Raw genomic sequence first — 20645 nt, forward strand, 5'->3', positions numbered from 1 at the left:
TTCTTGTTCCTAACGGCAACTGCTGTCGGTGCCTGACAACAGGTCGAGGCAGCGTCCGTCGATTTTCCCCGCGTCGACCGGCAGACCGATCAGCGACGCCAGCGTCGGCAGGATGTCCACGGTCATCACCGCATTGGGCTGTTCAAAGCCGGTCAGCCCCTTGCGCCAGAACAGCATCGGGACGCGCCGGTCATAGTCCCACACCGACCCGTGCGTGGCGACATAGCCAAGCCCCGATTCGGGAATCGGGGTGACGCGCGGTTTCAGCACAACGACAAAATCGCCCGAGCGGTCGGGGTGGAACGATGCGCGCAGCTTGTCGTGCAGGCTCCAGGTGTCGGGCGCGCGTTTCGAGATGGGCCGGTTCGCGAGTTCATCCGCGGTTATTACCGCCTCGATCTGCGGATGCGCGCGCAGCCGGGCCAAAATTTCGTCCTGCGCGGCCTTGCGCTGCACCGGGGTCAGCGCTTTCGACAGATACATGTCGCCGAACGGACCGTCGCCATAGAGCAAGGGCTGCGGCAGGCCGAGCTTTTCGGCAACCGCCTTGCCCAGCGCGTCGGGGTCGAGTGCGCGATCGACGCGCTCGGCGGCGGGCCAGCCATTCTGGCGGTTGCGTTCGGGCATGTCGTGCCCGCCATGATCGGCGGTGAGCGCGACGGCATAGTCGATGCCGGTCGCGTCGAGCCGCGCAAAGAAATCGCCGAGTTCACGGTCGAGGCCCATCATCTGAAGGCACATTTCGGCGCCCTCGGTCCCGGCTCCGTGGCCGACATAATCGGTCGCCGACAAGCCGACGATCAGCAGGTCGGTGCCGCTGCCCTCGCCCATCTTGCGAACCTGACGCAAGGCCGCGGCGGTCGCGAGCACCGCGCCGTCGGCTTCGGGCGAGGCCATGAAGCGGCGGAAGTCGCCCGCGTCGCGCGCCATCCGGCCCGTGCCGACGGTCGCGCCCTTGTCGCCGACGGGGATGGCAATGTCGTGCGCCGTGCAATCGGCGGGCAGTGCGAGCCCCGGGCGCGGCTGCGCGATGGCGGCGGCGATCGCCGCACCGGCCTGCGCCGCGGTCGGCGACAGGGCAGTGCCGCGGTAGCTGGTGAGCCCGGTGGGCGCGAGCCACATCAGTTCGTCGGCCTGACGCCCGCCCATCATGATCGCCGCGCGATCCTTGCCCGCGACCGACACGACCTGCGCCTTCGGATCGCGCGCCTTCATCAGATCGCCGAGCGTCGGGACGAGCAGATGGTTCACCGACGGCGCATATTTGCCGCCGCCCGAAGCGGTGCCGGCGACACTTTCGTCCTCGGCGCAATAGACACGCTTGTCGTCGCGCGCGACCGACAGGTCGAAATAATTATTGGCGACAATGCCCGCGCGACCGGGGTGGCTGCCGGTCAGGATGGTCGCGTGGCCCGGGCAGGTTTCGGTGGCACCATGCGCCTGATAGCCCGACGGGAACACGACGCCCGATGCCAGCCGCGCCAGCCCGCCGGTAAATTTGCCGCGATATTCGGCGAACAGATCGGCCGAAAACTGGTCGACCGCGACCACCACGATCAGCTTTGGCGGCGGCGTCGCGGCGGTCACCTTCGCAACCGGCGGCGCTGAATTTTGCGCGAAAACGGTGGTGGCGCTACCGACGCAGAGGGTGGCGGCGAGAGCGATTTTGAGATGTTTCAGCGTCACGAGCGGCGTCTCCGTCAGGCAGGGTGTCAGCACGGGCTGTCCTGTCGGCGAAAGCCGCCTATATGGCAAGCCTCGACAGATGGACGACAGCGGAACGGGCATGGATCGCGGCAACGACCTTTTTGTGACAAGGCTGTGGCAATCGGTGCTGGTGCTGCTGGCGCTCGCGCTGCTCGCCGTCAGTCCCGCGCAGGCGCAATCGACGCATATCCAGCCAAAGCTGGTTGCGGAAACCGCCGCGCCCGCGCCGGGCGGAACGACGACGCTGGCGCTCACCATGACCCCCGACAAGGGCTGGCACGGTTATTGGATCAACGGCGGCGACGCCGGGTTCGGGCTATCGGTCGAATGGAATTTGCCCGAGGGTGTGACGGTCGCGCCGCTGCGCTATCCGGTGCCCGAACCGCTGATCCTGTTCGGCATGATGAACCATGTGTACGAGCATCCCTATGCGCTGCTTGCCGATGTGGAAGTGGACGAAAGTGTCGCGCAGGGGAGCGACCTGACCCTGTCGGGGGTCGCCAATTGGCTGGCGTGTACCGACAAGGTTTGCGTGCCGGAACGGTCCGTTGTTTCCGTTGCGCTGAAAGCTGGCGATGGAGCGGTGCCAGCCGCGTCGCGCAGCCGCTTCGACAGCTGGCGCGCGTTGTTGCCGCAGCCGCTCGATCGCAGCGGAACGTGGGAGCGGCGCGGCGATATGGTGCGCTTTGCTATTCCCCTGCCCGCCGGGTCAGCGCTCGACGCGCCCTATCTGTTCGCGCAGACGCAAAATCTGGTTGATTATGCCGCGCCGCAAACTTTCAGCCGCAACGGCGATTTCATCATCGTCGAGACGCGCGCAAAGGGAGAGGCGAGCGGGCCGGTCGCGGCGCTGCTCAAGCTCGGCGAAGGGCGCGGACTGTCGGTGCAGTTCGAACCGGGCGCGGTCCCCGCCGCGGGCGAGGCGATTGCAGGCCCGACGGACGCGATCGACTTGGGGCTGTTCTGGACCGCGCTCGGCGGTGCGATCCTCGGCGGGCTGATCCTGAACCTGATGCCCTGCGTCTTTCCGATCCTCAGCCTGAAGGCGCTGAGCCTTGCACGCTCGGGCGGCGATGCGCGGTCGGCTCAGGTCGAGGCGCTCGCCTATACCGCAGGGGCGATCGTCACCGCGCTGCTGCTCGGCGCCGCGCTGGTCGCGCTGCGTGCGGCAGGCGAGCAGGTCGGCTGGGCGTTCCAGTTGCAGCATCCGGTCAGCGTGCTGGCACTGCTGATCCTCGCGATTGCGATCACGCTCAACCTGCTGGGCACCTATGAGCTGCCGTCGTTCGGCGGCGGGCAGGCGCTGGCGGGCAAGGAGGGCGCAGCGGGCGGCTTCTGGACCGGGGCGCTTGCCGCCTTTGTCGCGACGCCGTGCAGCGGGCCGCTGCTCGGCGCGGCGCTGGGTGCAACATTGGTGCTGCCCGCATGGGCAGCGCTCCCGATTTTCGGTGGCCTTGGACTCGGCCTTGCCCTGCCCTTTCTTGCCGTCGGTTTCATTCCGGCGCTGCGCAACCGGCTGCCCAAGCCGGGGCCGTGGATGGATCGGTTCCGCAAATGGATGGCGCTGCCGATGGGACTGACCGCGCTGGCGCTTGGCTGGTTGCTGTGGCGGCAAGGCGGCGCGAGCACAGATACCGGTTCGCTTCTCGTGATAGGCACCATCTTGCTGGCAGTTGTAACGCTCTACAATTACGGCGCTTGGCAGAAGCGAAAGCGGAATGGTTGGGGGGTTGCTATCGGAGCGATGGCTTTGTCTATGTCCTTCGTCATCTATGCGACTGCGCCAAACGCCATTTCGACTTCGACACAGCGTAAGCTGACAAGTGCCTCAACCTTCTCCCCCAATGCTCTCGCCAAAGCGCGCGCCACCGGCAAACCGGTGTTCGTCTATTTCACCGCCGACTGGTGCCTGTCGTGCAAGGCGAACGAGGCGGGCGCGATCAACCGCGCGGCGGTGCAGACGGCGTTCGACAAGGCGGGCGTCGTCACGCTGGTCGGCGACTGGACCAATGGCGATCCGGTCATCACGCGGACGCTGGCCGAACATGGCCGCAACAGCGTGCCGCTGTATCTGTGGTACGCGCCGGGGACGGCGCAGCCCGAGATCCTGCCGCAGATTTTGACGCCGGGGATGCTTACGGACAAGGTCAAGGCGAAGTGATCGCCCCTGGTCGTCATTGCGAGCGAAGCGAGGCAATCTCCGGCTATCGGCCTCTGCCGACGATAGCTGGGGATTGCCGCGTCGCTTCGCTCCTCGCAATGACGAGGTTAGGCTGATGGCCAAGGTCCGCGCCGACCAACTACTCGTCGATCGCGGGCTGGCCGAAAGCCGGACGCGGGCGCAGGCGCTGATCCTTGCCGGGCTCGCATTCGTCGGCGACCGCAAGATCGACAAGGCGGGGCAACAGGTCGCCGATGACGCCGATGTGAGCGTCAAGGGGCGCGACCATCCGTGGGTGTCGCGCGGCGGGATCAAGCTTGACCATGCGCTGACGCACCTCGGCTGGGATGTGACGGGCGTGGTGGCGATCGATGTCGGGTCGTCGACCGGGGGGTTCACCGACGTGTTGCTGAGCCGCGGTGCGGCGCGCGTCTATGCGGTCGATTCGGGGACGAACCAGCTGGCGTGGAAACTGCGACAGGACGACCGCGTCATCGTTCACGAACAGACGAGCGCGCGCATCCTGACCGCCGCGCACATCCCCGAACCCGTCGACCTGATCGTCTGCGACGCGAGCTTTATCGCGCTGTCCAAGGTGCTGCCGGTGCCGATGTCGTTCGCCAAGCCCGGCGCGCGCATCGTCGCCTTGATCAAGCCGCAGTTCGAGGCCGAACGGCACGAGGTGGGCAAGAAGGGCGTCATACGCGATGCCGCGGTCCACGCGCGCGTGTGTGCGGCGGTGCGCGATTGGCTGGAACAGAATGGCTGGACGGTCGTTGAAACGGTCGAAAGCCCGATCACCGGGCCGGAGGGTAATGTCGAATTTCTGATCGCCGCGGTCAAAGCTGCCGCTTGACGCCAGCCCCGCCCGCCGCGACATCCTAGATCAGCCGATTCCCGCGCAAAGGACCATGTGCATGACCGAGATCGCTACCCCGGGACAACTTCGAATGTCGTACCTTCGCTGGGCGATGGTGACCGTCCCCGCGATCGTCCTGATCGGCAGCCTGATGGGGGTGCTGTCGAACAGCGGTTATGGCAATCGCTGGTTCGCCGCGCTCGACCTGCCCGAGATCACTCCGCCGGGATGGGTGTTTGCCACCGTCTGGCCGATTCTTTACATCATGCTCGGGCTGGCGCTCGCGATGATCCTGCACGCCCGCGGCGCGAAGGGACGCGGGCTGGCGCTGACGTTGTTCTTTGTCCAGCTGATCGCCAACTTCGCCTGGTCGCCGCTGTTTTTCGGGCAATATCAGGTGACGAGCGCGCTGTACCTGATCATCTTCATCCTGCTGACGACGATCGCGACCGCTTTTGCCTTTGCCCCGATCCGCAAGGCCGCGGCGTGGCTGCTCGTGCCCTACATGGTGTGGCTGAGCTTTGCGACGATCCTGAATTTTCAGATCGACCAGCGCAATCCCGACGCCGAAACCCTTGTCCCCACCGCCGCCAGCACCCAGATAGGATAACGGCAAGGGACTGAACGTCCGACAAAGGAATTTGAAGATGCAGAGCGAAAACCGCTTTTTCGACGATCTGGCCAAGATGGTGAACGGCATTGCCGGTACGGTCGCGGGCGCCGGCCGCGAAGCCGAGGCCGCGATGCGCGAGCGCGCCAAGGAATGGGTCGGCCGGATGGATTTCGTCAGCCGCGAAGAATTTGAAGCGGTGAAGCAGATGGCGGCCACCGCGCGCGCCGAAACCGAAGCGCTGAAGGCGCGGCTCGACAAGCTGGAAGGCGCGGCGAAGCCTGCGGCGACGGCGCCGAAAGCAGCGGCCAAGCCTGCTGCTGCGCCCAAGGCCGCGGCGAAGCCCGCCGCTGCGAAACCGGCGCAAAAGCCCAAAAGCTGATTTCGTCATCCCGGCGCGGGCCGGGATCTCAACCTTGCGCCCTCACGCACCGGCGAGACCCCGGCCTTTGCCGCGGTGACGGTCCACCTGTGCCGGGGTGACAGTTTATTGGTGGGCGGTCCAGACTCGCCACCCGCCCTAACACCCGCTAAAGCGCCCCGATGAGCGAAGATATTTACGACGACGACGACGGTCAGGACGCAGCCCCGATGGATATGCTGTCGTCCTATTTCGCCGCGCACGACTGGCCGCACGAAATGGTCGGCGAGGATGAAATCGTCGCGACCGCGCAAGGCAGCTGGACCGCCTATGAACTGCGTGCAGTGTGGCGCGCCGACGATGGCGTCATCCAGCTGCTCGCCTTCCCCGACATCCGCGTCGTCGAGGAAAAACGCGCCGTGGCGCACGAAGCGCTGGCGCTGATCAACGAACAATTGTGGCTCGGGCATTTCGAGCTGTGGTCGAACAGCGGGACTATATTATTCCGGCACGGGATGTTGCTGGGCAGCGATGGTTCGCTGGCGCTCGACATGACCGAGACGCTGATCGAAAGCGCGATCGACGAATGCGAGCGCTTTTACCCGGTGTTCCAGTTCGTGCTGTGGGGCGGCAAGTCGCCCGCCGAGGCGTTGGCGGCTTCGCTGATCGAAACGCGGGGCGAGGCTTAACGCTCACCCCGGATCCGTTCGTGTCGAGCGAAGTCGAGACACGTTGGGATCGCGCTACCCTTCGTGTGTCTCGACTTCGCTCGACACGAACGGGTTTGGGAAGTCTGGGCTCAGCGTTTCTCGAACCGCGTCAGCCCCGCACCCAGCTCATTCGCCCCGATCGCCAACGCCTCGCCGCTCCAGTCGGCAACGAACACCGACTTGCGCCCGATACCGGCGGGCAGGCTGGCGCGGTTGCCGGCAATCGACAGCCCGCGCGACGGGTTCTTCCGCTCCTCGGCTGCGACCGCGATCAGCGCCGAATAATTTTCCTTGTCCTTGCCCTGAACAAACATGTTGTTCGCGATCCGGCCGACCGACCCCGACGGCAGGTCGATCATGTAATTGGTCGCCGTCCCCTGCGTGTCGTCGAAACTATTGTCGTTGATGTCGACCGTGACCGCGCGGGTTTTCAGATAATGGCCGCCGCTGCCCTTTTCGAAGCGCGTCCGCGTGACGACGACCTTGCCGTAAATGCCGGTGTAAACGCTGTGCGCGCAGCTGAGGCCGCGGTCGCAGCGGCCGAGGCGCGAAAAGGTCGAGCGGTCGATCGTCAATGTCGCTTCGGGATCGTCGGCGGTCAAAATGCCCTGTTCGCTGGCCCGGAACAGGCTGTTGACGATCTCGAGATCGCTTTGCTCCAGCCGGATCCCCGCACCATTGCCGTCGGGGACGCGCATGTTCTGGAACACCAGCCCGTCGACCCGCGCGCCTGCGCCGCGCAGCACCAGCGCCGCCTTGCCCTCGCAAGTGACGCCGTCAAAAATCGCGCGGCCCGGTTCGGCGGCGACAAAGGCGATGCGCCCCGCGGTCTGCACCGCGCAGTCGCGGTGATAGCCGGGCGCGATGCGGATCGTCCCCTCGCCTTCACCAATCGCATCGACGGCGTCCTGGAGGCGATTGAAGCCGCGGCCATCGACGCTGTAGGGCGCGCCGCCGGTCTGCGCGGGGAGCGGCGCCGGGGCGAGGAGGAGCGGCAAGGCGAGCAGCGGCAGCAGGGGCCGACGGAGGAATGACTCGAGCATGGGCGGGCCATAGCGGTTTTTACGGCGGCAGTCGTTGGCGAAGCTGGTTAATCCTTGGCGTGTCCTGTTGTCGGACAGAAGGTCGCGTGAACATTAAGACCTTCGTCATGCTGAACTTGTTTCAGCATCCATGGCCTGCGCTCTCAACAAACGCGGCGGCTAGGGACAGGTCGGGCCATGGACCCTGAAACAAGTTCAGGGTGACGATAAGGCAAGGACTCAATCCAAATTTGGCCGCAGCCAACGCGTCGCGGTTTCCAGATCGACGCCGCGGCGGCGCGCATAATCCTCCAGCTGGTCGCTGCCGATCCGCGCGACGCCGAAATACTGGCTTTCGGGGTGGCCGAAATAAAAGCCGCTCACCGCCGCGGTCGGCAACATCGCGAAGCTTTCGGTCAACACCAGCCCGGCGTTGTCGCCCGCCTGGAGCAGGTCGAACAGGATCGGCTTCAAACTATGGTCGGGACAGGCGGGATAGCCCGGCGCCGGACGGATGCCGCGATATTCCTCCTTGATCAGCGCCTCATTGGTCAGCTGTTCGCCGGGTGCATAGCCCCACAGCGTCGTGCGGACATGCTGGTGCAGCCGCTCGGCGAACGCTTCAGCAAAGCGGTCGGCGAGCGCCTTGAGCAAAATGTCCGAATAATCGTCCTTATCGGCGCGGAAGCGTTCCGAATGCGAATCGATGCCGTGGATGCCGACCGCAAAACCGCCGATCCAGTCGCCCGCGGGGTCGATGAAATCGGCAAGGCACATATTGGCGCGGTCGCGGCTTTTCTTGATCTGCTGGCGCAGGAACGGCAGCGTCACATGACGTTCTTCCTCGGCGAGGTGGATGACGACGTCATCGCCGTGCCGCGCGCATGGCCAGAAGGCGCAGACGCCGCGCGCGGTCAGCCATTTTTCGGCGATGATCCGGTCGAGCATCGCGTCGGCGTCGGCCTTGAGCGCCACCGCGGTCTCGCCGACGACCTCGTCGGTCAGGATCGACGGATAGGTGCCGTGCAATTCCCACGCGCGGAAAAAGGGCGTCCAGTCGATACATTCGCGCAGATCGGCGAGCGACCAGTCGTCGAAGCGGTGGAGGCCAGGCTCAAGCGGCGGCGCGGGCTTGTCGCTCAGATAGGCGTCGTAATAATTGGCGCGCGCTTCCTCGAGCGTGTGGAGGACGCTCTGCCCCTTGCCCGCGCGCACGTCGCGGATATGCTCATAATCGTCCTTATACCCCTGCACATAGGCGTCGCGCCCGGTGTCGCTGACCAGCGCGGTCGCAACCCCCACCGCGCGGCTGGCGTCGAGGACGTGCAGCACCGGGCCCTGATAGGCGGGATCGATCCGCAGCGCGGTGTGAACCTTCGACGTCGTCGCGCCGCCGATCAGGAGCGGCATGGTCATACCGGCGCGCTGCATCTCTTCGGCCACGGTCACCATCTCGTCGAGCGAGGGGGTGATCAGGCCGCTGAGGCCGATCATGTCGGCGTCATTCTCGTTCGCCGCCTCCAGGATTTTCGACCAAGGGACCATCACGCCAAGGTCGATGATTTCGAAGCCGTTGCACTGGAGCACGACGCCGACGATATTCTTGCCGATGTCGTGGACGTCGCCCTTGACGGTCGCCATCACGACCTTGCCCTTGCCCTTCGCGCCCGGTTCCTTCGCCGCTTCGATGAAGGGCAAGAGATGCGCGACCGCCTTTTTCATCACACGCGCCGATTTGACGACCTGCGGCAGGAACATCTTGCCCGACCCGAACAGGTCGCCGACAACGTTCATCCCGTCCATCAGCGGGCCTTCGATCACCTCGATCGGGCGCGGCATCAGCAGGCGCATTTCCTCGGTGTCTTCGACGACATAGGCGTCGATGCCCTTGACCAGCGCATGTTCGAGCCGCTTGGCAACGTCCCAGCCGCGCCATTCCTCGGCAGCCTTTTCCTGTGCGGGGCTGCTGCCCTTGTAGCGTTCGGCAAGCGCGATCAGGCGTTCGGTCGGGCTTTCGGCCTCGCCGTCCTTTTTGCGGTTGAGCACGACATCTTCGCAGGCTTCGCGCAGTTCGGGGTCGATCGTGTCATAAACGTCGAGCTGGCCCGCATTGACGATCGCCATGTCGAGCCCGGCGGGGATCGCATAGTAGAGGAAAACGCTGTGCATCGCGCGGCGCACGACCTCGTTGCCGCGGAAGCCGAACGACAGGTTCGACAGGCCGCCCGAGAAATGGACGTGCGGGCAGCGGACGCGGATTTCCTTCACCGCCTCGATGAAATCGACCGCATAATTGTCATGTTCTTCGAGCCCGGTGGCGACCGCGAAAACATTGGGATCGAAGATGATGTCCTCGGGCGGAAAGCCGATGGTCATGAGCAGCTTGTAGGCGCGCTCGCAAATCTCGATCTTGCGCTCTCTGGTGTCGGCCTGCCCGACCTCGTCGAACGCCATGACGACGACGGCGGCGCCATAGGCCATGCATTTGCGGGCATGGTCGAGGAACTGCTCCTCGCCCTCTTTCATGCTGATCGAATTGACGATCGGCTTGCCGGGGACGCATTTGAGGCCCGCCTCGATGACGCTCCATTTCGAGCTGTCGATCATCACCGGCACCCGCGCAATGTCGGGTTCGGCGGCGATGAGCTTCAGGAAAGTCGTCATCGCATATTCGGCGTCGAGCAGGCCTTCGTCCATGTTGACGTCGATGACCTGCGCACCATTTTCAACCTGCTGGCGCGCGACTTCGACCGCCGCGGCATAATCGTCGGCGAGGATCAGCTTCTTGAACGCCGCGGAGCCGGTGACGTTGGTGCGTTCGCCGATGTTGACGAAATTGGTGGCGGAGGCGGTGGTTTCGGTCATTTCGGTCTTCTTCTCCCCTCCCGCTTGCGGGAGGGGTCGGGGGAGGGTCTGTCAAATTGTCGGGCGGTAGAGGAGCAATCAGGCCCTCCCCTAGCCCCTCCCGCAAGCGGGAGGGGGACTATGCTGCCATCGTGAACGGCTCCAGCCCGGCCAGCCGCGTCCGCACCGGCACTTGCGGAATCTGCCGAGCGGGCAATCCCGCGACGGCTTTCGCCATCGCCGCGATATGCGCGGGGGTCGAACCGCAGCAGCCGCCGAGGATATTGACCTGGCCATGATCGGCCCATTCGCGCACCAGCTCTGCGGTCGTTTCGGGCAGTTCGTCATATTCGCCGAGCTCGTTGGGCAGGCCCGCGTTCGGGTAAACCATCACCAGCGCGTCGGCGATGTCCGAGAGCACCTTGACGTGCGGACGCAGCTGCGATGCGCCGAACGAGCAGTTGAGGCCGATCGTCAACGGCTTGGCATGGCGCACCGCATACCAGAAGGCCTCGACCGTATGGCCCGACAGGTTGCGGCCACTGAGGTCGGTCAGCGTCATCGAGATCATCAGCGGCAGCTCGCGGCCGACCTTGGCCTCGGCCTCCAGCGTCGCGGCGATGCCTGCCTTGGCGTTGAGCGTGTCGAAAATCGTTTCGATCAGGATGAAATCCGCACCGCCCTCGGCGAGCGCGACGACCTGTTCCAGATAGACGTCCTTCAATTCGTCGAAATCGATCTCGCGAAAGCCGGGATTGTTCACATCGGGCGACAGCGACAGCGTCTTGTTCGTCGGCCCGACCGCGCCCGCGACAAAGCGGCGGCGCCCGTCGATGCCTTCATATTTGACCGCGGTTTCGCGGCCCAGTCGTGCGCTTTCGCGGTTGATGTCGCCAACAAGATGCTCGGCGCCATAATCGGCCTGGCTGATCCGGTTGGCGCTGAAGGTGTTGGTCGACACGATGTCCGACCCCGCCGCCAGATAGGCCTCGCCGATCGCGGTCACGACGTCGGGGCGGGTCAGCGCCAATATGTCGTTATTGCCCTTTTGATCGTGACCAAGGCCGAGCGATCCAGCGTAGTCGGCCTCAACCAGCTTGCGAGTCTGGATCTGGGTACCCCAGCCCCCGTCGGTGAGCAGGATGCGCTCTTTCGCCGCGGCTAAGAGAGCTTCGCGAGCGCTGTTCATGCTGCCTGATCCTTTGCGGTCGAGACCGGCCGCAGCCCCAGCAGATGACAAATGGCATAGCTGAGCTCGGCGCGGTTCAAGGTGTAGAAATGGAAATCGCGGACCCCGCCCGCATAGAGGCGGCGGCACATTTCGGCGGCGACGGTCGCCGCAACCAGCTGGCGCGCACCGGGATGGTCGTCGAGCCCGTCGAACAGCGACACCATCCACGCCGGGATCGCGGTGCCGCACATGTCGGCCATGCGCCGCGTCTGCGACACATTCGATACGGGCAAGATGCCGGGAATGATCGGCGCGTCGATCCCCGCCGCTACCGCCGCGTCGCGGAAGCGCAGGAAGCTGTCGGGCGCGAAAAAGAACTGGGTGATCGCACGGTTCGCCCCTGCGTCGAGCTTGCGCTTCAGATTGTCGAGGTCGGCCTGCGGGCAGTCGGCGTCGGGGTGCGTTTCGGGGTAGGCGGCGACTGAGATCTCAAACGGTGCGATCGCCTTCAACCCCGCGACCAGTTCAACCGCATTGGCGTAACCGTCGGGATGTGCGCGATACGGTTCCCCGCCCGGCACATCGCCGCGCAGCGCGACGATATGGCGTACCCCGGCCTCCCAATAGGCTTCCGCCACTTCGTTGATTTCCGCGCGCGATGCCTCGACGCAGGTCAGGTGCGCCGCGGGCGGTACCGCGCTTTCGGCGGCGATGCGCGCAACGGTGGCATGGGTGCGCTCGCGCGTCGAACCGCCCGCGCCATAGGTCACCGATACGAAGCTGGGGTCCAAGGGTTCGAGGGTTCGGAACGTATCCCAAAGCTGCGCTTCCATCTTCTCCGTTTTGGGCGGAAAAAATTCGAAGCTGACGCCGATGTCACCCTCGAGATTGGCGAACAGCGGCGACGCCGCGGCGCGGCGGGCCTCGGCCAGCGAGTTCAAGTTCGACGTCATGCCGCGAGCCTTTTGGGTTGGCCGTCGCCGTCATGGGCGACCGGCGGTTGATCTTCATCGCTGCGGCGGCGGCCAAGCCAGAGCTTGACCGCCAGTTCGCCGCCTTCGAGCGTTTGGGTGTTTTCGAGGAGCAGTCCCGCCGACGCGAACCAGCCCCGGATCTGCGCGTCCGAAAAGCCGAGGCGCGCATGGGCGGCAAGGTCGCGCAGCGTCTCATCCTCGTGCGGCGCGAAATCGACGATCAGCAGATGGCCGCCGCCGCGCAGCACCCGGCTAGCCTCGGCGATCACACGGTCAGGTTCGTGCGCAAAATGCAGCGCCTGGTGGATGACGATGCTGTCGACGCTGGCGTCGCCGACCGGCAGGTTCAGGAAATCGCCCTGTACCAGGTCGACCGGGACCGCCTGCCCCGCCAGCTTGGCGCGCGCGATGCGGAGCATTTCGGGGCTGCGATCGAGCGCGGTGATGCGCCGCGCGGTGGGCGCAAAGATTTCCGCCATCCGGCCAGTGCCGGTGCCGATGTCGAGCAGATGGCCCAAGCGGCGGTTGTGCATCATCGCCAGCATCGCCGCCTCGACCTCGCTTTCGGCGACATGGCGCGAGCGGATCGCGTCCCATTCGGCGGCATGTTCGGCGAAATAGCGTTCGGCGACCGCGGCGCGTTCGTCGCGCACTGCCGCCAGCCGCCGCGCATCATGCGCGATGACCAAGGCTTCGCGCGCCGAGAACGGCCATTTTTCCGCTTGTCCGATGATGTCGGCGATTGGCCCGCCCTTGGCGATCCGCAGGAACACCCAACTGCCTTCGCGCCGCCGCTCGACAATCCCCGCTTCGACCAGGATACGGACATGGCGGGAAACGCGCGGCTGGCTCTGGTCGAGCACCACCGCAAGCTCGCCGATCGCCAGCTCCATTTCGCGCAGCAGCGCCACGACTCGCAGGCGCGTCGGATCGGCCAGGGCACGAAAGATGTCGATCAGCTCGCTCACGGCAATAGATATAAAGCTTTCTTTATATCCGGTCAACCGGCGGCTTCGGCCTCGATTTCTGCCGCGCGGCGCCCTGTCCGATCCGCGTTCGGTCGAAACATCCCGACCCGCAAGCAAAAGGTCGTTGCGCGCCATTTGACGAGCGAGTAATTCTGCCCGCGATTGGCATATTCCGGGATCAATCTGTTCCTGTGCCGGTCGATCTGTTCAAACCGAGAGGGGTTTCCCAAATGAAAAAATCGATCACCATGTCGCTCGTTCTCGCCGCCTCGCTGGGCCTCGCCGCTTGCGGTGAAAAGGCTGCCGACGACACCGCCGCCGCCACCGAAGATGCAGCAGCGACCGTCGAAGGTGCCGCTGATGGCGCGATGGAAGCTGCCGAAGGCGCTGCTGACGCTGCTGCCACCGCCGGCGCCGCTGCCGAAGGTGCTGCTGATGCCGCTGCCGCTGGCGACGCTGCTGCCGCGACCGACAAGGCCGCTGAAGCTGCCGACGCTGCCAAGGAAGCGACCGACGCTGCCAAGGGCGCGATGGAAGAAGCCAAGAAGTAAGCTGTTTGCGGGCCAGATTGGCCAGTGGAACAACGGGGGTCGTCGGTTCGCCGGCGGCCCCTTTGTCTATTTGGGGTCGGACGCATCCAAAGCTGACAAAAGCTATGGATTGCCAAGCCCCTGAACCCTCGCTAACCCTCTGCATCCATGACCGGTGACCCGGTCATTGCATTCGAAAGGAATACCCATGCGCAAGATCCTCATCGCTTCGATGGCCGCTGCGGCCTTCAGCCTGACCGCCTGCTCGGAAAAGGCCCAGGAAGAAACCTCGGAAGCCGGCGCCGCCGTTGCTGACGATGCTGCTGCTGCTGGCGACGCGGTTGCCGAAGGCGCCGCTGACGCCGCCGATGCGACCGCCGAAGCGGCTGCCGATGCCGGCAACGCCGTCGAAGGCACCGTGAACGCCGCTGGCGACGCCGCCGCTGCCGCTGGCGACAAGATCGAAGCCGAAACCGCCAAGGCAGAAGCCAACGACAAGCAGTAAGTCGTTGGCGCGCGTCTGAGCGTGTTACTATAGAGGGGCTCCATTCTTCGCGAATGGAGCCCTTTTTCGTGGGAGATGTGATGATGGGTCGCAACAGCCCGGCAATGATCATCACCGCGGCGGCGACCCTTGCGCTGACCACGGGGTGCAGCCGCACCGACAATGAACCCGGTCCGGGCGGGGTGACGGTCAGCGAGGCGAAGGCGCTCGACGATGCCGCCGAAATGCTCGAAAGCCGCGACCCCGCACCCGCCGCCGATGCTGAGGCGACACGCGACGCAGGTGCGGCAGCGGACGAATAGCGCCTTTCCCTCGGCGCGCCATGGGGTTAAACTGACGCTGCCCCGCGACTGGCGCTGAAGATGGAAACCCATCGGGAAGCGGGGCTGGCGAATATGCCAATTCGAGCCGCGCGCCTGGGTGATCCACTGCCACTGCAAGGACATCCGCATGACCGAGGCACCCGTTACCCCTGCATCGACCACCGTCGTTTTTCTGCTGTTTCCGGGGATCACCCAGCTCGATTTCACCGCCCCCGCGCAGGCGCTCTGCCGGATGCCCGGCGCGCGGCTGTTCGGCGCCGCGGCCAGCCGCGATGCGATCGCCACCGACAGCGGCTTTTCGATTGTGCCAACCGACGATTTTTCCAGCTGTCCGCAAGCCGACATTCTCTGCGTCCCTGGCGGGCATGGCGTTGCCGAGGCATTGAACGATCGCGCGACGATCGATTTCATCGCGCGCCAGGCCGCGAGCGCCCGGTGGGTGACGAGCGTGTGCACCGGCGCCTTCCTGCTCGGCCGCGCCGGGCTGCTGACGGGCAAGCGCGCGACGACGCATTGGGCCTATGCCCATTTGCTGCCACTGGTCGGCGCCGAACCGGTGAGCGCGCGGATCGTCGAGGACAGGAATCTGGTCACCAGCGGCGGGGTCACGTCGGGGCTCGATTTCGCGCTGACCCTGATCGGGCGGCTGCACGGCGACGCGGTGGCACAGGCGATCCAGCTCGCGATCGAATATGACCCCGCCCCGCCCTATGTCGGCGGCCATCCCGACCGGACGCCGCCCGCGATCACCGCCGGGTTGAAGGCGCGGGTTTATGATGCGGCGGCGGCGCGGATGGAGCAGGCCTTCGGGCGCAAGCTCTAATCCTCCCTGTCGCAGAGCGATGGGGAGGGGGACCGTTCGCGAAGCGAATGGTGGAGGGGCGACGACGGTAGCGCCATCGCCCCTCCGTCAGCGCTTCGCGCTGCCACCTCCCCATCGCTGCGCGACAGGGAGGATTGATCGCTAACCACAGTCGGCCAGCGTAATCTCGTACAGCTTCGACCAATATTTTCCGGTTACGAACAGCCGCTTCTGCTTCGCATCCCACGCAATGCCGTTGAGAACGCTGTCGCTCCCCAGCGCGCCCGCCTGTTCCTTGAGCCCCGACAGGTCGATGTAGGACCGGATATGGCCGCTCGCAGGATCGATCCGCACGATCATATCGGTCATCCAGACATTCGCCCAAACCTCGCCGTCGATCGTCTCCAGCTCGTTGAGCATCGCCAGCGGGCGGCTGCCGAACCGCACCGTTACGCGTTTTTGTTCGGTCATCGTCGCGGGATCAAAAAAGCGCAGCTGCGACGTGCCGTCGCTCAGCACCAGGCTGTCGCCAACCATGGTGACGCCCCATCCTTCGCCCGCATAGGAAAAGGTGCCGACGGGTTTCAGATCCTTGATCCGCCAGCGGTTGCCGACCCCGCCCTGCCAGGTGACGCCGATGATCTGGTCGCGCCAGCGGGTGATGCCTTCGCCGAACTGGTCGGACGGCAATTTTGTCTGGGCGACCGCCTTGCCGGTCTTGAGATCGAGCCGCGCGACGCGCGAGCGGCCATATTGGCCGGTGGCTTCGTACAGATGGTCGCCGTCCCAGAACAGCCCTTGGGTAAAACTGGTCGCTTCGTGGGGGTAGGTCTGGACGATGCGATAGCCGCAGCGTTCGATCGGCTGGGGCGGATCGGTAGCAGCGGCAAGAAGAGCGAGCAGGATCATGCAGACTTGCTATGCGGGGCCGAATGAACTGGCAATGACAGAACCGACGCCGCCCCCGCCTACGCAGGGGCAAGGCATAGAAAAGGGCCGGAGGATTGCTCCTCCGGCCCAATTTCAGTCGACTGAGCGCCGAACGGTTTAGACTTAAAAGTCCATGCCGCCCATGCCGCCCATACCGCCGCCGCCCATGGGCATGGCGGGCTTGTCTTCGGGCGTTTCGGCGATGCCGGCTTCGGTGGTGATCAGCAGACCGGCAACCGAGGCGGCGTCCTGCAGCGCGGTGCGGACGACCTTGGTCGGGTCGATGACGCCAGCAGCAACCAGGTTTTCATACACGTCGGTCGACGCGTTGAAGCCGAAGTTGGTGTCGTTCTGGTCGAACAGCTTGCCCGCAACGACGCCGCCGTCGAAACCGGCGTTTTCGGCGATCTGGCGGACCGGAGCCTGCAGCGCGCGACGGATGATGTCGATGCCGCGGGTCTGGTCTTCGTTGACCCCCGACATGCCGTCGAGCGCCTTGGTTGCATACAGCAGCGCGGTACCGCCGCCGGGGACGATGCCTTCTTCAACCGCAGCGCGGGTCGCGTGCAGCGCGTCGTCGACGCGGTCCTTGCGTTCCTTCACTTCGACTTCCGAAGCGCCGCCGACCTTGATCACTGCAACGCCGCCAGCGAGCTTCGCCAGACGTTCCTGCAGCTTTTCACGATCGTAATCCGACGTCGTGGTTTCGATCTGCGCCCGGATCTGTTCGACGCGGCCCTTGATCGCATCGGCAGCACCGGCGCCATCAACGATGGTGGTGTTGTCCTTGTCGATCGTGACGCGCTTCGCCTGACCCAGCATGTTCAGCGTGACCGATTCCAGCTTGATGCCCAGGTCTTCGCTGATCATCTCACCATTGGTGAGGATCGCGATGTCCTGCAGCATCGCCTTGCGGCGATCGCCGAAGCCCGGTGCCTTGACGGCAGCGACCTTCAGGCCGCCGCGCAGGCGGTTGACGACCAGCGTCGCCAGCGCTTCGCCTTCGATGTCCTCGGCGATGATCAGCAGCGGACGGCCCGACTGGACCACGGCTTCGAGGATGGGCAGCATCGACTGGAGGTTCGACAGCTTCTTTTCAAAGATCAGGATGTACGGATCCGACAGCTCGACGAGCATCTTTTCGGGGTTGGTGATGAAGTAGGGGCTCAGGTAGCCGCGGTCGAACTGCATGCCTTCGACGACGTCGAGCTCGAAATCGAGACCCTTGGCTTCCTCGACGGTGATCACGCCTTCCTTGCCGACCTTTTCCATGGCTTCAGCGATCTTGTCACCGACTTCCTTGTCGCCGTTGGCCGAAATGATGCCGACCTGCGCGATTTCCGAGGTCCCGGCGACCGGCTTCGACTGGGCCTTGATCGTTTCGACGACCTTGTTCACCGCGAGGTCGATGCCGCGCTTCAGGTCCATCGGGTTCATGCCGGCGGCAACCGACTTCATGCCTTCGCGGACGATAGCCTGGGCGAGAACGGTCGCGGTGGTGGTGCCGTCGCCGGCCTTGTCATTCGCCTTCGATGCGACTTCGCGCAGCATCTGGGCGCCCATGTTTTCGAACTTGTCCTTCAGTTCGATTTCCTTGGCGACGGTAACGCCGTCCTTGGTGATGCGGGGCGCGCCGAAGCTCTTGTCGATGACGACGTTGCGGCCCTTGGGACCGAGGGTGACCTTCACCGCGTCGGCGAGGGTGTCGACACCCTTCAGGATGCGTTCGCGCGCGTCGCGCGAGAATTTGACGTCTTTAGCAGCCATGTGCTTGTTCCTTTCAAAGGCGCAGAAAACTGCGCAACTTCACTCTCGATTCGATGAAATCGCTCAGGCGATGACGCCGAGGATGTCCGATTCCTTCATGATCAGCAGCTCTTCGCCGTCGACCTTGACTTCGGTGCCCGACCATTTGCCGAACAGGATGCGGTCACCCGCCTTGACGTCGAGCGGGGTCACCTTGCCGTCGTCGGCGCGGGCGCCGGTGCCGACCGAGACGACTTCGCCTTCCTGCGGCTTTTCCTTGGCGGTGTCGGGAATGATGATGCCGCCAGCCGTCTTTTCTTCGGCTTCGATACGGCGAACCAGCACGCGGTCGTGCAGCGGACGAAATTGCATGGATATCCCTCCAAAAATGCAATGGATGTCATTTAGCACTCACAAGGTGCGAGTGCTAACAGACGGGCATATGGGTGGAGGGTGTGACAGCGTCAAGGCGATTAAGGGAAAATTTTCGGCAGCGCGGTAGAGCGGCGAGATGGGATACCAAAACCTTATCATCAAGGGCGTCGGCGCTGAAGATTTGACGAGCATTTGGACCGAAGCCCAACTTCTGCGCGGAGCTTTCTTAGACGCCTTCGCCAGAGTTGAAATGGCGGTAATGCTCTACGCTCACTTAACCGGCGCCAAAGTGACGCCCGCGATGCCTTTATCCCAGAAACTGACCGCGCTGGAGAAAGAACGAAAGACCTTCAATAACCCACGGCGTCTTGACGTCCGGATTGCGGCTATCCGAGAATTGCTGCCCGTCAGAGCTGATGTAGTTCATTCTGCGTTAGAGGTGGCGATCACCTTCGATGGCCGCGTGGCAGAGACCAAAATGCAATTTCAAAATGCCTCGGACGCCGCGCGTCGCCCATTAGCACTTACCACCGATCAGTTAACGGCGATGACCAGCAGGCTCACTCGTCTTGCGATGCAATTCAGCCACCAACGGTTGCTGGCAAAAGACCCAACCTAGCCCGCATCCGCCAACGCGCCAGCAGCACCGCCGACACCACGATCAGCCCGACCGCCAGCCCGATCCACACGCCGACTCCGGCAAGCGGGGTCCAGAAACCTAGGTAGATGGCGGTGCCATAGCCCGCGATCCAGTAGCCGCAGATCGCTATGATCATCGGGGTGCGGGTGTCCTGTAGCCCGCGCAAGACGCCCGCCGCGACCGCCTGCGCCCCGTCGAACAACTGGAAGGCCGCGGCGACCACCAGGAACTGCAACGCAAAGCCGACCAGCGCCGCGTTGCGCGCCGCGTAGACATCGACATAGATCGACAGCACCAGTGTCGGGAACAGCCACATCAAGAGCGCGGTGAACGCCATGAAGCCGATGCCGAGGACCAGCGACGCCTGCCCCGCCAGCGCAATGCCGCGATGGTCGCGCGCGCCATAGGCCAGGCCGACACGGATCGTCGCCGCCTGCGCCACCCCGAACGGGATCTGAAACGCCAGCGCCGCGACCTGAAGCGCGATGGTATGACCGGCGAGTTCAGCCTCGCCGATCCGGCCCATCAGGAACGCCGCGCCGGTGAACAGCCCGGCTTCGGCCAAAATGGTCAGGCTGATCGGGGTGCCGATCCGCAGCATGTCGAAAAAGCGCGTCCATTCGGTGCGCCACCAATTGCCGAACAGATGATAGCGGCGGAGCCGCCGGTCGGACTGGATGACGACGATATAGGCGGCGAGCATCAGCACGCTCGTCAGCACGCTGGAAATCGCCGACCCGTGCAGCCCGAGCGCGGGCATGCCCAGGTTGCCGAACACCAGCGTCCAATTGCCCAGCGCGTTGACGCCCAGCGCGCCAAAGGTGATCGCTGTCGCGATCGTCGGACGCCCGAGCGCCGAAACGAAGATGCGCAGCACCGTCGCGGCGATCATCGGGAACATGCCCCACATCAGGATGAGCAGGAACCCGGCGGCGCGCGCCGAGGTTTCGGCGGGCTGGCCGGTCGCGATCATGATCGGCCCGCCCGCAGCGCAAATGCCCATGAAGACGAGCGACACCAGTGCGCTGAGCCAGAGCGCCATGCGCACCGTCCGCCGCACTTCGCGCACCGCATGTTTGCGGCGGCCAAGCTCGGCAGCGATCAGCGGCGCCGCGGCGCCGACAAGCCCACTGCCGGTCCAGAGCAAGAGGCCAAAGATCGACACGCCGAGCGACGAGGCGGCGAGCGCGGCGTCGCCGAGCCGCGCCACAAAGATGACGTCGATCGCATGGACCAGCATCTGAAGCAGGTTCGCTGCCGCCAGCGGCAACGCGAGCGCCAGCGTCGCGCGAAACTCGGCGCGAAGACCCTGCGACGTCGGCGCGGTCAAAGGCGTGGCCTGCTGCAACATAGCCGGCCCGGATAGGCGCGGCGGGGCGGCGGGGCAATCGTGGGTGGGGATTGGCG

General features: G+C 64.8%; 20 protein-coding genes and 1 riboswitch. Of the genes, 10 read left to right on the forward strand and 10 right to left on the reverse strand.

Annotated features, from left to right (window positions below; all coding sequences use genetic code 11):
* Positions 1–9: 9 nt before the first annotated feature.
* Complete coding sequence (locus FFS18_RS14020; protein ID WP_249340411.1) at positions 10–1719, reverse strand: alkaline phosphatase family protein; 1710 nt, start codon at positions 1717–1719, stop codon at positions 10–12.
* 67 nt (positions 1720–1786) lie between these two features.
* On the opposite strand from FFS18_RS14020, the gene FFS18_RS14025 reads away from it, so the two are divergent.
* The 5 genes from FFS18_RS14025 (at position 1787) to FFS18_RS14045 (ending at position 6387) form a co-directional block, all read left to right on the forward strand.
* Positions 1787–3868, forward strand: coding sequence for a thioredoxin family protein (locus FFS18_RS14025; protein WP_137871320.1), 2082 nt, complete (start codon positions 1787–1789; stop codon positions 3866–3868).
* 115 nt (positions 3869–3983) lie between these two features.
* Positions 3984–4724 (forward strand): TlyA family RNA methyltransferase, encoded by a 741-nt coding sequence (locus tag FFS18_RS14030; protein WP_137871321.1) that lies wholly within the window; start codon positions 3984–3986, stop codon positions 4722–4724.
* A 61-nt stretch (positions 4725–4785) separates the two neighbouring features.
* Positions 4786–5337: a TspO/MBR family protein gene (locus FFS18_RS14035; protein WP_137871322.1), complete on the forward strand. Its 552-nt coding sequence runs from the start codon at positions 4786–4788 to the stop codon at positions 5335–5337.
* A gap of 37 nt (positions 5338–5374) precedes the next feature.
* On the forward strand, positions 5375–5719 hold the full coding sequence (locus FFS18_RS14040; RefSeq protein ID WP_137871323.1) for an accessory factor UbiK family protein: 345 nt from the start codon (positions 5375–5377) through the stop codon (positions 5717–5719).
* 161 nt (positions 5720–5880) lie between these two features.
* Positions 5881–6387: a type III secretion system chaperone family protein gene (locus FFS18_RS14045; RefSeq protein ID WP_137871324.1), complete on the forward strand. Its 507-nt coding sequence runs from the start codon at positions 5881–5883 to the stop codon at positions 6385–6387.
* 110 nt (positions 6388–6497) lie between these two features.
* Here the strand turns inward: FFS18_RS14045 and FFS18_RS14050 are convergent, their stop codons facing one another.
* The 5 genes from FFS18_RS14050 to FFS18_RS14070 form a co-directional block, all read right to left on the reverse strand.
* The gene (locus FFS18_RS14050; RefSeq protein WP_137871325.1) at positions 6498–7451 is read right to left on the reverse strand and encodes a right-handed parallel beta-helix repeat-containing protein; all 954 of its coding nucleotides are present in this window, start codon (positions 7449–7451) and stop codon (positions 6498–6500) included.
* A gap of 219 nt (positions 7452–7670) precedes the next feature.
* Entirely contained in the window at positions 7671–10295 is a 2625-nt protein-coding gene (gene metH / locus FFS18_RS14055; RefSeq protein WP_137871326.1) for a methionine synthase, read from the reverse strand.
* Between the two features lie 118 nt (positions 10296–10413).
* Complete coding sequence (locus tag FFS18_RS14060) at positions 10414–11463, reverse strand: homocysteine S-methyltransferase family protein (protein WP_137871327.1); 1050 nt, start codon at positions 11461–11463, stop codon at positions 10414–10416.
* Positions 11460–12398: a methylenetetrahydrofolate reductase gene (metF, locus tag FFS18_RS14065; protein WP_137871328.1), complete on the reverse strand. Its 939-nt coding sequence runs from the start codon at positions 12396–12398 to the stop codon at positions 11460–11462. The genes FFS18_RS14060 and metF overlap by 4 nt, the downstream gene beginning before the upstream one ends.
* On the reverse strand, positions 12395–13387 hold the full coding sequence (locus tag FFS18_RS14070; RefSeq protein WP_137871329.1) for an ArsR/SmtB family transcription factor: 993 nt from the start codon (positions 13385–13387) through the stop codon (positions 12395–12397). The genes metF and FFS18_RS14070 overlap by 4 nt, the downstream gene beginning before the upstream one ends.
* 230 nt (positions 13388–13617) lie before the next feature.
* Between FFS18_RS14070 and FFS18_RS14075 the strand changes: the two genes are divergently transcribed.
* The 4 genes from FFS18_RS14075 to FFS18_RS14090 all read left to right on the forward strand — a co-directional run bounded on the left by FFS18_RS14075 (position 13618) and on the right by FFS18_RS14090 (position 15568).
* Positions 13618–13938, forward strand: a complete 321-nt coding sequence (locus FFS18_RS14075) for a hypothetical protein (protein ID WP_120215500.1) — start codon at positions 13618–13620, stop codon at positions 13936–13938.
* Positions 13939–14125: 187 nt separating this feature from the next.
* The gene (locus FFS18_RS14080; RefSeq protein WP_120215499.1) at positions 14126–14422 is read left to right on the forward strand and encodes an entericidin EcnAB; all 297 of its coding nucleotides are present in this window, start codon (positions 14126–14128) and stop codon (positions 14420–14422) included.
* A gap of 80 nt (positions 14423–14502) precedes the next feature.
* The gene (locus tag FFS18_RS14085) at positions 14503–14724 is read left to right on the forward strand and encodes a hypothetical protein (protein WP_249340413.1); all 222 of its coding nucleotides are present in this window, start codon (positions 14503–14505) and stop codon (positions 14722–14724) included.
* A 34-nt stretch (positions 14725–14758) separates the two neighbouring features.
* Positions 14759–14851: riboswitch (ZMP/ZTP riboswitch) on the forward strand.
* 21 nt (positions 14852–14872) lie between these two features.
* Positions 14873–15568: a DJ-1/PfpI family protein gene (locus FFS18_RS14090; protein ID WP_171005323.1), complete on the forward strand. Its 696-nt coding sequence runs from the start codon at positions 14873–14875 to the stop codon at positions 15566–15568.
* A 141-nt stretch (positions 15569–15709) separates the two neighbouring features.
* On the opposite strand, the gene FFS18_RS14095 is transcribed toward FFS18_RS14090, so the two are convergent.
* From FFS18_RS14095 to groES, 3 genes are all read right to left on the reverse strand, one after another.
* On the reverse strand, positions 15710–16456 hold the full coding sequence (locus FFS18_RS14095) for a glutaminyl-peptide cyclotransferase (RefSeq protein ID WP_137871330.1): 747 nt from the start codon (positions 16454–16456) through the stop codon (positions 15710–15712).
* A gap of 144 nt (positions 16457–16600) precedes the next feature.
* Positions 16601–18244, reverse strand: a complete 1644-nt coding sequence (gene groL / locus FFS18_RS14100) for a chaperonin GroEL (protein WP_137871331.1) — start codon at positions 18242–18244, stop codon at positions 16601–16603.
* A gap of 63 nt (positions 18245–18307) precedes the next feature.
* Entirely contained in the window at positions 18308–18595 is a 288-nt protein-coding gene (gene groES, locus FFS18_RS14105) for a co-chaperone GroES (protein WP_011540765.1), read from the reverse strand.
* A 139-nt stretch (positions 18596–18734) separates the two neighbouring features.
* Here groES and FFS18_RS14110 point away from each other — a divergent pair, with 139 nt between their 5' ends.
* The gene (locus tag FFS18_RS14110; protein WP_137871332.1) at positions 18735–19217 is read left to right on the forward strand and encodes a hypothetical protein; all 483 of its coding nucleotides are present in this window, start codon (positions 18735–18737) and stop codon (positions 19215–19217) included.
* Here the strand turns inward: FFS18_RS14110 and FFS18_RS14115 are convergent.
* Entirely contained in the window at positions 19180–20589 is a 1410-nt protein-coding gene (locus FFS18_RS14115) for an MATE family efflux transporter (protein WP_137871333.1), read from the reverse strand. The two genes, FFS18_RS14110 and FFS18_RS14115, sit on opposite strands and share 38 nt — an antisense overlap.
* Between the last annotated feature and the right edge of the window lie 56 nt (positions 20590–20645).

The organism is Sphingopyxis sp. 2PD, assembly GCF_005503695.1.
In the GTDB taxonomy this organism is placed as follows: domain Bacteria; phylum Pseudomonadota; class Alphaproteobacteria; order Sphingomonadales; family Sphingomonadaceae; genus Sphingopyxis.